Below are 13419 nucleotides of genomic sequence, written 5' to 3' on the forward strand. Positions count from 1 at the left end.
CCGCCACCGGCACGCCCGCCTCCTGCTCGCGCAGGATCCCGATAATCTGTTCTTCCGTGAACCTTGATCGTTTCATTCGTCCGTCCCTTTCCTGGGGCGGACTCTAGTTATTTCTGGAGGAGTTTCAGGGGGGCACGTCAGCTGGAACCTAGCCCATCTTCCAATTCTCTGATCTGCCGACTGATCGTCGATTCCCGGACGCCAAGTTTGGCGGAAGCCTTTCGGAAGCTTCCTTGCTCTGCAGCTGTGACGACATAACGCAGATGCCGAACCTCGATATTGAATTTGGGCGTGACCACAACGCATAGACCGGCGGTTAGATGGTTAAGGCCGCGCGAAAACCTCCGTACATGCCGGTCTAGCCTCCAACATCAGACGATTTTCGAAACTTGAGTTCGTAAAGGTAGGCTCAACGCTTAGGCGATTGAGTGTAAGCATGGGATATTGTTTTTATCCGTATATATAAAAACGCTGTAGGAAATGCGTCGTCTCGTTTGTTCGCGGCATCCTAGCCATCAGTTGTTGATCGTGCGGTGATCAGACCGATCTGGCAGGAGTGGGAAAAGCGCTTTTAGCCGCGAGACAGTTATTTTGAGCCTTTACACCGTCCTTATGCGTGCGCGTAAAAACTCAGCACTACCCTTACATGCAACGCAGTAAATGCCTGCCGGCAATCCAACCTCAAAATGGAGCCGGTATGCATGCTGCACAATCATCCTACTCATAGATCCGGACCCCAATCACGCGGGCCCGTAGTCGACGAACGCGCGCCGATCATCACGGCGCGGCCCCCGATTTGCCGGTCAGTTGGGAGGGGGCAGCCATGACCGCATCGTTCATGACCGGGCTCGCCGGCCTCTGCGCCATCGGTCTTTTCGCCTATCTGTTCTACGCCCTCGTGAAGCCCGAGCGCTTCTGAGCCTGGAACGGACATCCGCAACAACAAACACCAGGTAGCAAACATGGGCGACCTCGCATTCGTAGCCGTGACGCTCGTCTTCTTCGCAATCACTGCAGGGTTCATCGTAGCCCTGGATCGAATTTGAGGACGCTCGCATGACACAAGACATCACTCAATTCATCCTCATCCTTGCAATCATGACCGGCTTGGTCGTGGTTCTGGGCAAATGGATGACACATCTATTCACGAGCCCAGGCCACAACATCCTGGAGCGCGGCACCTATGGTATTCTCGGTGTCGACCCCGAGGAGAAGATGTCCTGGACGCGCTATGGCATGGTGCTGGTGCTCAGCAATGCCGCTATGTTGCTCCTGGGCTACTTCATTCTTCGGATTCAGGATTTCCTCCCCGGCGATACGCTCGCGCGCGCCGCTCAAACGCCCGATCTGGCTTTCAACACGGCAGCGTCCTTCACGACCAACACGAATTGGCAAGCTTACTCCGGCGAGTCGAGTCTCTCGAACTTCTCGCAGATGGCCGCCATCACCTTCCTGATGTCGATCAGCGCCACGACGGGTGTTGCGGCGGCCGGCGGATTCATCCGCGGACTCAGCCGAAAGACGACCGCTGATATCGGCAATTATTGGGTCGACTTCACGCGCGTTCTGTATCGTCTGTTTCTGCCGCTCTGCTTTCTCATGGCTCTCGTCTATGTCTGGCAGGGCATGCCGCAAACGCTGAGCGCGGACGCGATCGTCACGACCCTCGAAGGAGTCAAGCAACAGCTAATCCTCGGACCGGTGGCGAGTTTTGAAACGATCAAGCACATCGGTACAAACGGTGGTGGCTTTTACGGGATGAACGCCGCGCATCCCTTCGAGAATCCGACACCTCTCACCAACACGCTGCATATCCTGAGCATGCTGTTGATCCCGTCGGCCCTCACTTACACCTTCGGTGCCATGATCCTTCGGCGTCGTCAGGGCTGGGCGTTCTTCGGCGCCTTCCTGGTGATGTTCGTCGGCTTCCTGACTCTGGTCTACAGTTCCGAACAGGCTGGCAATCCGATGCTGGCTTCCATGGGGGTCGATCAGGCCCAGACAGCCTTCCAGGGTGGCGGCAATATGGAGGGCAAGGAGCTTCGCTTCGGCATCGCTCAGACCAGCATGTTTGTGACAACGACGACGGCGGCGACGACCGGTTCCGTCGACTCCATGCACTCATCGCTGACACCACTCGGCGGATTCGTTCCCATCGCGCAGATGATGCTGAACAATGTCTTCGGTGGCGACGGCGTGGGTCTCATCAACCTCGTCACCTATGCGATCCTGACTGTGTTCCTGGTCGGCATGATGATCGGGCGGACGCCAGAATTCCTCGGCAAGAAAGTCGAGGCGCGCGAGATGAAGTACGTGATGATTGCGATCCTCGCGCATCCGCTAAGCATCCTAGGCTTCACTGCACTCGCCTGCGTGCTGCCTTCCACGCTCGAAAGCCTTGCCAATATGGGGCCACACGGCTTCAGCGAAGTGCTCTACGCCTACACATCGGGCACGGCTAACAACGGTTCGGCTTTCGCGGGCCTCAACGCCAATACGCCGTTCTTCAACACGACGATTGGTTTCGCGATGCTGATCGGCCGCTTCTTCACCCTCCTGCCGATGCTCGCCGTCGCCGGCGTGATGGCGGCCAAGAAGACGGTGCCCGAAGGACCTGGCACGCTGTCGACCGCAACTCCCCTGTTCACCGGGCTCCTGGTGTTCGTGGTGTTGGTTGTTGGCGGACTGACCTTCCTGCCGGCGCTCGCGCTCGGCCCGATCGTCGAACATCTGCTGATGCTTGCTGGCACGACATTCTGAGGATCCATTCATGCGTAACGAACAAACCATCATCCACTCGCCCGCGCCAGCGTCGCAATCGGCGTTCAAGGGTATCACGCGGCCGGTCCTGGCCTCTTCCGTCTTCTTCATGCTGGTAACTGGCGTCGCCTATCCTTTGGCGACAACCGGTGTCGCCAACATCCTCTTTCCTGATCAGGCCAAAGGGAGCCTGATCGTCAGAGACGGAAACGCGGTCGGCTCGCGCCAGATCGGCCAGTACTTTACCAAGCCGGAGTATCTCCACGGCCGGCCAAGCGCGACGTCAGGAACGGACCCCAGCGATCCGTCGAAGACCGTCGATCAGCCGTACAACGCCGCCCTGAGCGGAGCGAGTAATCAAGGCGCAATCAGCAAGAAGCTGCTCGATGCCGTTGCTGAACGCGCAAAGGCTTATCGGGACGAGAATGGGTTGGCCGCGGATGCTGCGGTGCCCGTCGACGCCGTCACAGCGTCGGCCTCTGGACTTGATCCTGATATTTCTGTCGCCAACGCCCGTCTTCAGGCGCCGCGCCTTGCCAAGGCCCGCGGGCTAACGACCGAACTGATGCTGCAATTCGTGGATCAGCACACCATGGGGCGACAGTTCGGTGCTCTCGGCGACCCCAGGATCAACGTTCTCGAATTCAATCTCGCGCTTGACGCGGCTCATCCAGCCCGCCCTGCCGCTCAATAAGACATAGGTGTCATAATGTCCTTAGTAGAGACAAACGCGCCGCAAGGCGCTGGTGTGGGCGGAACCCTCAAGCCCGTCTCCTGGGCCTCTGTCATTGGCGAAGCGTTCAGAAAGCTGTCGCCGAGCGTCCAGCTGAAAAACCCCGTGATGTTCGTGGTCTATCTTGGCAGTATCGTTACGACGCTGCTGTGGATCCAGGCGTTGACCGGAAAGGGTGAGGCTCCCGCGGCCTTCATTTTTGCGATCGCAGCCTGGCTCTGGTTCACGGTCCTTTTTGCCAATGCCGCAGAGGCGCTCGCTGAGGGACGCGGTAAAGCGCAAGCCGATGCATTGCGGGCAACACGCCAAAGGGTGATTGCCCGCGTCTTGAAAGAGCCAAACCGGCAGAGCGAATCGTGGCCTTCTCCGAGCGACGAACTCGCTCTTGGAACCTACGTTCTGGTCGAAGCCGGCGAGATCATTCCCGCCGACGGTGAAGTGGTTCAGGGTGCTGCCTCGGTCGACGAATCGGCGATCACCGGCGAATCCGCGCCAGTGATCCGCGAGGCGGGCGGGGATTTCTGTTCGGTCACCGGCGGTACGCGCGTTCTCTCCGACTGGATCATCGCGCGCGTCACGGCGAAGCCAGGCGAAGCCTTCCTCGACCGCATGATCGCCATGGTCGAAGGCGCCAAGCGCGGCAAGACCCCCAATGAGATCGCCCTCACGATCCTTTTGGTGGCGCTCACGCTGATCTTCCTTCTTGTTTGCGTGACGTTGCTGCCATTCTCGAGCTTCAGCACAATCATCGCTGGGGGAGGTTCGGTCGTCACGATCACGGTGCTTATCGCACTGCTTGTCTGCCTGATCCCGACCACCATCGGCGCATTGCTGTCGGCGGTTGGCATTGCAGGCATGAGCCGAATGATGAAGGCTAATGTACTCGCGACCTCCGGCCGGGCCATCGAGGCGGCGGGTGACGTCGATGTGCTGCTACTCGACAAGACGGGCACCATCACACTCGGGAACCGGGAGGCTACCAAATTTCTTCCCGCCCCGCGCATCGACGAGCGCGCGCTGGCCGACACCGCCCAGCTTGCGTCGCTTGCCGACGAAACGCCGGAGGGCCGATCGATCGTGGTATTGGCCAAGAACGCTTTCGGCATCCGTGGTCGTGAGCTTCACGGAGCCGAAGCGATTGCATTCAGCGCTCACACGCGGATGAGCGGCATCAATATCGACGGTCGCCAGATTCGCAAGGGCGCAGCCAGCGCGATTCGGGCTTATGTCGAGTCAATGGGCGGCGTGTTCCCCCAGGAGGTCGCAAGAATCGTTGACGAAGTATCCCGGCGAGGCAGCACGCCGTTGGTCGTCAGCGATGGGGTCACCGTCCTCGGCGTCATCGAACTCAAGGATATCATCAAGGGCGGTATCAAGGAGCGCTTCGCAGAACTGCGTGGCATGGGCATCAAGACCGTGATGATCACGGGCGACAATAAGCTGACTGCGGCCGCCATCGCGGCCGAGGCCGGTGTGGACGACTATCTCGCCGAAGCCACGCCCGAGGATAAACTCCGCCTTATCCGCGAGTATCAGGCGGAAGGACGGCTCGTCGCGATGACCGGCGACGGCACCAACGATGCTCCCGCACTGGCGCAGGCTGACGTTGCGGTGGCCATGAATAGCGGTACCCAAGCCGCCAAGGAGGCCGGCAACATGGTCGATCTCGACAGCAACCCCACAAAATTGCTGCGGGTTGTCGAGGTCGGCAAGCAGATGATCATGACCCGCGGCGCCCTGACAACATTCAGCGTCGCCAACGATCTTGCCAAGTATTTCGCCATCATCCCGGCCGCCTTCGTTGCGACCTATCCCCCGCTTGCGGCCCTGAACGTCATGGGCCTCCACAGCCCAGCATCGGCGATCCTGTCCGCGGTGATTTTCAACGCGCTGATCATCGTGGTCCTGATCCCGCTGGCGCTTAAGGGCGTCCAGTACCGGGCTGAACCGGCAGCGCGCCTGCTGAGCCGGAACCTGCTGATCTACGGATTGGGCGGGATTATTGTGCCGTTTATCGGTATAAAGGTGATCGATATGCTCATCACACCCTTCTTTTGACGGGTCACTCGAAAGAGGCAAGAAACTGGCTTGAGGTTAGGCGCTCAATCATGGTGGATCAGCGACCCGATCCCGACGATCTGCTGGAGGTCGTGAAGGATCAAACCCATCGTTCCAAACGCGGACAGCTGAAGATATTCTTCGGTGCCTGCGCCGGGGTGGGCAAGACCTTCGCGATGCTTCAGGCGGCACGCCAACTCCAGGCTGATGGCGTCCCGGTCGGGATCGGGATCGTCGAGACGCATGGTCGCAAGGATACGCAAGAGCTCCTAGAGGGCCTTCCTGTTCTGCCGCGCAAAACCATGAGCGGCAATGGCAGGCCCACCACCGAATTTGATCTCGATGGCGCCTTGGTATCGGGATACAAGCTCCTGGTTGTCGACGAACTGGCTCATACCAATGTCGCCGGCAGCCGCCACGCCAAACGCTGGCAGGACGTCGACGAACTGCTCGATGCAGGCATCGACGTCTATACTGCTCTGAACGTCCAGCACCTCGATAGCCTGAATGATATCGTCGGTGGCATCATCGGGGTTCGGGTGCGGGAGACCGTTCCCGACCGCATCTTTGATGCAGCGACCGACGTCGTCCTCGTCGATCTGCCGCCCGATGACCTGCTGGCGCGCATGAACGCGGGTAAGGTCTATCTGCCAGTCTCGATAGAGCGTGCGCGGCAGAATTTCTTCCGGCGCGGCAACCTGATTGCCCTGCGGGAACTGGCGCTGCGGCGCGTCGCCGATCGGGTCAACGCCGATGTGCGGACCTACCGTGTCTCCCATGCGATCAAGTCCGTCTGGCCGACCCAGGAAATGCTGATGGTGTGCGTCAGCGCCGACCAATCACAGGAGCGGTTGGTGCGCGAAGGCGCACGACTCGCCCAGCGCTTGCAAGCCAAGTGGATCGTTGTCCATGTCGATAGGCCCTATCAGGGCGACGACACCAGCTCGCGAGAGTCACTGTTGAGCATCGCCGCCGTTGCCCAGGCTGCCGGCGCCGAATTTGCCAACGTGCCTGGACAGGATGTCGCCGAAACCCTGCTGGACTACGCGCGCAAGCGCAATGTTACGAAGCTTATTGTCGGAAATCCGCACGGTTGGCGATTCATACCCTTCCGGTCGCGGCTTCAGGAGAGGATCGCCCGCGCAGGCCCGGAAATGGGTGTGATCCTCCTCAACCTGGATGATGTTCCTCGCGCGATCAAACGCAAAATCACGGATCAGCCAGACGGCTATGCTCGCGGGCTTGTCATTGCAACGCTCGCCTGCGGCGTGACAGCGGCGCTCGCGGCCTGGCTGCTCCGGGTCTTCGATCCATCCAACGTCGTCATGTTGTTTCTGATGACAGTGATTTTTGTCGCGATGCGTCTCGGTCGCGTCGCCGGCGCCTGGGCGGCCCTGTTGTCTGTCGCGTGCTTCGATTTCTTCTTCATCGAGCCCAGGTTGTCGTTTGCGGTGACGGATACCCAGTACCTCTTCACCTTTGCCCTGATGCTTGTCGTGGCCGTGGTCATCAGCCAGCTCGCCGCGCGCATGCGCTCCGAAGCCAGGGTTGCTCGTGCTGGTGAACGCCGCGCCTCTGCACTCGCCCGGATCGCGCGTGAGCTGTCCAGCGCCATCAAGCTCGAACAGGTCGTCGCGATCTGTCGAGATGCAATCACGCCCCTGTTCGGCGCGCAGGTGGTTCTCCTCGTACCCAATGAAAAGGAAAGACTCGTTGCGACGCAGGATGCGGGCCTCATCGACCTGTCGGTGGCTCAATGGACCTTTGATCACGCCCAGGAAGCAGGGCTCGGAACGCAGACCTTGAGCGCTGCCGATGCCCTGTACCTCCCGCTGAAGGCATCGATGGCCACCCGGGGCGTGCTCGCCATCCTGCCAAGCGGTTCCCCGATATCCAACGATCCGGATGACCGCCGCCTCCTGGACGCCTGCTGTTCAACCATAGGGCTGGCCCTGGAACGTATCCACTTCGTGGACGTCGCCCAGGACACTCTGGTTCGCATGGAAGGCGAGAAGCTTCGCAACACACTCCTTTCGGCGGTGTCGCATGATCTCAAGACTCCCCTCACTGCGATCCGCGGCCTAGCCGAAACGCTTGAGCACGCACAGGGGCTTCCCGACGAGGATCGCAGCGACCTCGCCAGATCCATCAGAATGCAGGCCGATGAACTCAAACGGCTTGTAAGCAATTTGCTCGACCTGGCACGGATGCAGAGCCAGGGCGTGCGCCTCAACAAAGAATGGCATCCGCTCAGCGAAATCGTCGGCAGCGCACTTGCGCAGTCGACCTCTTTTCTAAAGCCGCGGACCGTGCGGACCAATTTGCCGGTCGATCTGCCGCTCGTCGAGGTCGATGCGACGCTCATCGAGCGCGTCCTGATTAACCTCTTCGACAATGCCGCCAAATATACGCCGCCCACGACAACGCTCATGGTTCGCGGAGGAGCATCGGGCGATTCAATCTATTTGGTGGTCGAAGACGACGGCCCTGGCCTACCCACGGCCAATCCGGAAGGACTTTTCGAGCCGTTCGCAAGGGGGCAAAAGGAATCGTCCATCGCCGGGGTCGGTCTTGGCCTGGCGCTGTGCCGCAGCATCATCTCCGCCCACGGAGGCACTATTCGGGCGCAAGCGCGAAAACCGCACGGTGCGGCTTTCGAGATCCAATTGCCATTAGGTACGCCTCCCGAATTCGAGAGTGAGATAGCGAATGATCAAGCCACGTATCCTGATCGTTGAGGACGAAGCCGATATCCGCCGCTTTGTCCGCATGGCGTTGGAGAAGGAAGGCATGAACGTCTTCGAGACGACCACAGCTGAGGAAGCGCGTCTGAATGCGGGAAGTCGTAAGCCGGACCTCATGATCGTCGACCTCGGCTTACCCGACGGAGACGGCAAGGCATTAATTCGCGAGGTTCGAGGTTGGGTCTCCGCTCCGATCGTCGTGCTCTCAGCCCGAGAGCAGGAAACAGAGAAGGTCGAAGCGCTGGATGCCGGAGCTGATGACTATCTGGTGAAGCCCTTCGGCGTGCCCGAGTTGCTGGCTCGCGTGCGCGCGCAATTGCGCCGCTCGAGCACGGTATCAAATGGAGCAGCCGCTTCTCCGGTTGCGAAGTTCGGCAAAGTCTCGATCAACCTCGCAACCCATGAAATCACTCGGGCAGGCGAGCCTGTGCACCTGACGCCGAATGAATTCCGTCTGCTCACGGCGCTGATCCGGGGACACGGCAAGGTGCTCACCCACAGGCAGCTCCTGATGGATGTCTGGGGACCGGGCTATGCCGAGCGTTCCCATTATATCCGCATCTATATGGCGCAGCTGCGCCAGAAGCTGGAGGAGGACCCGTCACAGCCAGTGCATCTCATCACCGAGCTGCAGGTCGGCTATCGTCTCTCCGGTCTGGAAATTCCAGAGGCTGGTTGACGCTCCACGGTATTGATTGGATCCCCCGATGTCGCGACCTGACAAGCGGGGAAACATTATGAGCGCGAGGGGGTCGTTCGCAAGTATCGACCGAGGACTGTCGTGCTTCAGGGACTCAATTCTGCTGCCATTTGTCCACCCCCCCCCACACACACAAACAATAGCGGATCCAAATCAGTCTCTTCTACGGCCTTTACAAATTTCGATAAAACAGAACGCAACCCTGACATCGACGTCTCTATGTTTCTCGTTGCCAAACTGATTAAAGGCAGGAGAAATATGATGTTTTCACGCCTCGGGCTATTTTACTACATGAACCCTCAGGCCCAACCGCATGATATACCCGAACTCAAAATGCTGGCTCACCTCGGAGTCGTGATTGCTGTCGCAATCGGACTGGCGGCGGCAATAATCCATTTTTCGGCTTGATCCGCAACTCATCGGGGGAGCGCAGCACACACCGCAAATAGAAGCGGAATCCATCGCAGCCGCTCCTGTAGCCTGATCCGCTTTCCTTCTCCCTGTAAGGGCATCGCAACAATGGCAGCCACCCCACGCGGGAGTGGCTTCGAGACCGCATCGTTTGGCCGACATCGAATGGAAACCAGCGCGCGTCCTCCAGCGAAGGGACTTGCGACAAGTCAACCTCCTTGGCCATGAATCCCTCTAGACTTCGCGATGTCATGATTTGAGAATAATCTGTTCATTTCTCGCACGCTCGCCGCCAATCGAGGGAGAAACGCACGGTGTATCGCAGTAACGGCAATTTCGAAGCGTATGCCCGTCCACTCAAGCCGGAGGGAGTCGGCGGCAAGAGGGCGTATTTCGTCGGTGCAGGGCTCGCTTCCTTGGCCGGCGCGGCTTTTCTGGTACGCGATGCCCAGATGCCCGGAGAAAACATCACCATCCTCGAGGAGCTTGGCCTGCCCGGCGGCAGCATGGATGGCATCCTCGACGAGCATAAGGGCTTCATCATCCGGGGCGGCCGTGAGATGGAGGCACATTTCGAGACGCTATGGGATCTATTCCGCTCCATTCCTTCACTCGATACGGCGGATGCGTCCGTCCTCGACGAGATGTACTGGCTTCACAAGAAGGATTCGAGCATCAACCCGTGCCGCGCGAGCGAGGATCGTGGGCAGCCCGTTCCCCATATGACAGAGCTGACGCTGACGCCGAAAGCGGTCGAGGAAATGCTGAAGCTTGTCCTGACGCCGGAAAGCGAACTCGACGACAAGCGCATCGACGAGTGCTTTGGCGATGAATTCTTCGCCTCCAACTTCTGGCTCTACTGGGCCACAATGTTCGCGTTCGAACCGTGGGCGAGCGCCATGGAAATGCGCCGCTATATGCTGCGTTTTGTCCACCACATCGCGACGCTGGCTGATCTCTCCTCGCTGCGTTTCACGCGTTACAACCAATATGAATCGCTGATCAAGCCGCTTGTCGCCTGGCTCGGCAGCAGGGGTGTCCGCTTCCAGTACGAAACGCAGGTCGAAAATATCGAAGTCGAAAAGACCGGCGGCAGCAAGGTGGCCCGACGCCTCGTCATGACCACTGCGGGAGAAAGGAAGACGATCGATCTCACTGAGAACGATGTGGTGTTCGTAACCAATGGGTCGATCACCGAGTCCTCAACCTTCGGCGATAATGATCACCCCGCGCCGATCGAAACCGGTCATGGTGGCGCGTGGACGCTTTGGAAGAACCTCGCCGCGCAGGACGCCGCGTTCGGCCGGCCGGAGAAATTCTGCGAGAACATTCCGAAGGCGAACTGGACAATCTCGGCGACAGTCACGCTGCTCGACGACAGGATCGCGCCCTATATCGAAAAGATGACGGGTCGCGATCCCCGCGACGGCCGCATCGTGACCGGAGGTCCCTGCAACTTCAAGGATTCGAACTGGCTCTACGGCTACACCATGAGTCGCCAGCCGCATTTTAGGACACAAGATACGAGCCAGAAGCTCGTGGTCTGGCTCTACGGCCTGTTCTCCGACAAGCCCGGAAACTTTGTGAAGAAGACGATCCGCGAATGCACTGGCGCCGAGCTGTGCGAGGAGTGGCTCTTTCACATGGGGGTTCCGGTCGAGGAGATTCCGGCGCTGGCGCGGCGGTCCGCGAGCACGATTCCCTGCAACATGCCCTACATCACTTCCTACTTCATGCCGCGCGCGAGGGGAGACCGACCGCTCGTGGTGCCAGACGGCTCGAAGAACCTCGCGTTCATCGGCAATTTCGCCGAGACTGAGAGGGATACGGTATTCACCACCGAATATTCGGTGCGGACCGCGATGGAAGCCGTTTACACGCTTTTCGGTGTTGATCGCGGCGTGCCCGAAGTCTTCGCGTCATCGTTCGATGTGCGCGTGCTGCTGAGCTCGCTCTACTATCTCAACGACCGGAAGAAGCTCCATACGGTTCAGCTTCCGTTCATGACGCGATTGCTCGGCAAGGTGGCGCTGAAAACGATTGAGGGCACCTATGTCGAAGAGTTGCTGAAGGACGCGAAGCTGGTGTGAGCAGTGGGTATGTTCAGGTTCTGAGCCCGATACGGGCTCAACCCCTCCGAAACATAGGCCTAGAGCATACGCTGCAGTGTCTGGTCCTTCAGCTTGAACTGGTGCCAGAGCGCCGCGATCACGTGTCCGGCGATCAACGCCAGAAGCAGGTTCATGACCAACCCGCCATGAACGAGGCGAGCGATCGCCCGGAGTAAATCGCTACGCCCTGTCAGCGAGGGGATGACCACGCCAAAGAACAAAACCGGGTCTCGCTTCGACATCGCGCGCGCGATGCCCGCCAGCGGCAAGACGATGGTGGCGATGTAAAGGAGGATATGGCCGGCCTTGGCGGCCACGCGCGTGGCCGGCGTTCCCTGGGGTGGTGGAGCGGGGTGGTTCAATCGCCAGACGAGACGAGCGATCGAGAAACCAAGGACGAGAAGTCCGAACGACTCATGCGCGGACAAAAGCCAACTGCGCGATGGCGCTTCACATGGCACCGCTTCACGCAACCAGTCCGTAGCGAACATCGCCGTTGACTTCGTTTTGCCGGCCAGACTGCCGGTGGCATCGATCGATGCAGACGGTCGATTGACTTCTACGGCAGCGCGACTGTCTTGGGAGCGAGCGGTCGCGGTTATTTGGACCAGCCCAGCCACCCATCACAAATCGCTGTCGCAGACCACGAGCCCGTTCCGGCCAGCATCCTTGCCGGTGTAAAGAGCCTTATCGGCCAAACGCAAAAGACGATCCCGGATCGCGATCGGGGGAATGTCTTGAGGAATTGTGGTCAGCCCAGCGATGCCTATGCTGACCGTCAATTGATGGAGCGGGTCATCGGCGTTTCGGACTACAAGATCGACAAGGGCACTCTGTATGGCGCGGCCGACGTGCTCTGCGCCCGCGATGGTGGTATTTGGCAGCACGATAACGAATTCGTCGCCGCCATAGCGTGCCGCGCAATCACCCGGCCTCCGGATTGCGGATTGGATAGCTCCCGCTACGACCTTCAGGCCTTCGTCGCCGGCGATATGGCCATGTCGATCATTGTATGGCTTGAAGCTATCCACATCGACAATGGCGACGGCGATCGGATGCTTCTCGCGTCGGCAACGGCGGATTTCGCGCTCGATGAATTTCTCTAACCCAAAGCGATTGACCAATCCAGTCAACGCGTCCGTTTCGGCTAATATCCTGATTTCCTTGTAGGAGGACAATAGGCTGTCGTTGGCTACGGCCAGTGCTGTCTCCAACTTCTTTTGCGCTGAAATGTCGGTGAGCACGGCGGCGATCGCAGAGGACTTTGTCTGCCCACCACGCGAAATGGGGGTCACGGCGAGGAGTAGCGTGCGACCCCTGAAGATGATCTCGCGATCTGGAATCGCCTGCCCGGAATCGAACAGGTGGAAATCTTGACGCACCATCGCAACCAAATCGGCCGGGCAGAAATCCAGCATCGACTTCCCGAAGAATCCATCGGATCGAGCATTGCAAAGATCTGCGTATTTGTGATTCACAGCGATGTAGCGCACCTCTCGATCGAGAAGGCAGGCCGCGACCGGAAATGACAAAAACACTTGTTTCAATTCATCAGCAGATAACCGATAAATCACCTAAGAAAATCTCCGAGTTACTTCTATTGGCCTACCTTTTTGGGCGCGCTGATGGATAGGTTTGGAGTTCGCGAATCGGGCGGGAGATAATCTCTTGGATGTAAATTTGGTGTATAGATTTAAGCCTCGGCACCGCCGTGATGCAAAATACCATGGCTTCACGTGGGTTCGGAAGCTGCGTCACCCTTGCCCCTTGAAGCCGATTGTCGGCCACAAGCCCGGCCGTGAGATCATCTGTATCTTGCAAGGCGGTTTATCGTCGTATCAGTTGGCGCGGAAGAGACAAGCGGGGCTTTAATTGTGGCGGTGGCAGTAGATTGGCCGCCCA

11 protein-coding genes are annotated in these 13419 nt (G+C 59.1%); 8 read left to right on the forward strand and 3 right to left on the reverse strand.

The window, feature by feature from the left end:
- Window positions 1-137: 137 nt before the first annotated feature.
- Window positions 138-299: a LysR family transcriptional regulator gene (locus tag ACE3QW_RS10975; protein ID WP_374251534.1), complete on the reverse strand. Its 162-nt coding sequence runs from the start codon at window positions 297-299 to the stop codon at window positions 138-140.
- 524 nt (window positions 300-823) lie between these two features.
- Between ACE3QW_RS10975 and kdpF the strand changes: the two genes are divergently transcribed.
- The 8 genes from kdpF (at window position 824) to ACE3QW_RS11015 (ending at window position 11496) form a co-directional block, all read left to right on the forward strand.
- The gene (gene kdpF, locus ACE3QW_RS10980; RefSeq protein ID WP_374251535.1) at window positions 824-919 is read left to right on the forward strand and encodes a K(+)-transporting ATPase subunit F; all 96 of its coding nucleotides are present in this window, start codon (window positions 824-826) and stop codon (window positions 917-919) included.
- A 137-nt stretch (window positions 920-1056) separates the two neighbouring features.
- Window positions 1057-2760 (forward strand): potassium-transporting ATPase subunit KdpA, encoded by a 1704-nt coding sequence (gene kdpA / locus ACE3QW_RS10985; RefSeq protein ID WP_374251536.1) that lies wholly within the window; start codon window positions 1057-1059, stop codon window positions 2758-2760.
- Between the two features lie 10 nt (window positions 2761-2770).
- The gene (gene kdpC, locus ACE3QW_RS10990; protein WP_374251537.1) at window positions 2771-3454 is read left to right on the forward strand and encodes a potassium-transporting ATPase subunit KdpC; all 684 of its coding nucleotides are present in this window, start codon (window positions 2771-2773) and stop codon (window positions 3452-3454) included.
- Between the two features lie 15 nt (window positions 3455-3469).
- Entirely contained in the window at window positions 3470-5551 is a 2082-nt protein-coding gene (kdpB, locus tag ACE3QW_RS10995) for a potassium-transporting ATPase subunit KdpB (RefSeq protein WP_374251538.1), read from the forward strand.
- Between the two features lie 50 nt (window positions 5552-5601).
- Window positions 5602-8289, forward strand: a complete 2688-nt coding sequence (locus ACE3QW_RS11000) for a DUF4118 domain-containing protein (protein ID WP_374251539.1) — start codon at window positions 5602-5604, stop codon at window positions 8287-8289.
- The gene (locus ACE3QW_RS11005) at window positions 8261-8974 is read left to right on the forward strand and encodes a response regulator (protein WP_374251540.1); all 714 of its coding nucleotides are present in this window, start codon (window positions 8261-8263) and stop codon (window positions 8972-8974) included. Before ACE3QW_RS11000 ends, ACE3QW_RS11005 begins: the two co-directional genes overlap by 29 nt.
- A 102-nt stretch (window positions 8975-9076) precedes the next feature.
- Complete coding sequence (locus ACE3QW_RS11010) at window positions 9077-9403, forward strand: hypothetical protein (RefSeq protein ID WP_374251541.1); 327 nt, start codon at window positions 9077-9079, stop codon at window positions 9401-9403.
- Window positions 9404-9720: 317 nt separating this feature from the next.
- Window positions 9721-11496, forward strand: a complete 1776-nt coding sequence (locus tag ACE3QW_RS11015; RefSeq protein ID WP_374251542.1) for an oleate hydratase — start codon at window positions 9721-9723, stop codon at window positions 11494-11496.
- Between the two features lie 59 nt (window positions 11497-11555).
- Here the strand turns inward: ACE3QW_RS11015 and ACE3QW_RS11020 are convergent, their stop codons facing one another.
- Entirely contained in the window at window positions 11556-12008 is a 453-nt protein-coding gene (locus ACE3QW_RS11020) for a cytochrome b (RefSeq protein WP_374251543.1), read from the reverse strand.
- A 132-nt stretch (window positions 12009-12140) separates the two neighbouring features.
- Window positions 12141-13091: a GGDEF domain-containing protein gene (locus ACE3QW_RS11025; RefSeq protein WP_374251544.1), complete on the reverse strand. Its 951-nt coding sequence runs from the start codon at window positions 13089-13091 to the stop codon at window positions 12141-12143.
- Between the last annotated feature and the right edge of the window lie 328 nt (window positions 13092-13419).

The sequence above is a fragment of the Xanthobacter sp. genome, from assembly GCF_041911315.1.
Lineage (GTDB): Bacteria > Pseudomonadota > Alphaproteobacteria > Rhizobiales > Xanthobacteraceae > Xanthobacter > Xanthobacter aminoxidans.

Bases quoted from the DNA above. Each gene is read 5' to 3' on its own strand.
- kdpF (WP_374251535.1), top strand. From the start codon at position 824: ATGACCGCATCGTTCATGACCGGGCTCGCCGGCCTCTGCGCCATCGGT.
- kdpA (WP_374251536.1), top strand. From the start codon at position 1,057: ATGACACAAGACATCACTCAATTCATCCTCATCCTTGCAATCATGACC.
- kdpC (WP_374251537.1), top strand. From the start codon at position 2,771: ATGCGTAACGAACAAACCATCATCCACTCGCCCGCGCCAGCGTCGCAA.
- kdpB (WP_374251538.1), top strand. From the start codon at position 3,470: ATGTCCTTAGTAGAGACAAACGCGCCGCAAGGCGCTGGTGTGGGCGGA.
- ACE3QW_RS11000 (WP_374251539.1), top strand. From the start codon at position 5,602: ATGGTGGATCAGCGACCCGATCCCGACGATCTGCTGGAGGTCGTGAAG.
- ACE3QW_RS11005 (WP_374251540.1), top strand. From the start codon at position 8,261: ATGATCAAGCCACGTATCCTGATCGTTGAGGACGAAGCCGATATCCGC.
- ACE3QW_RS11020 (WP_374251543.1), bottom strand. From the start codon at position 12,008: ATGTTCGCTACGGACTGGTTGCGTGAAGCGGTGCCATGTGAAGCGCCA.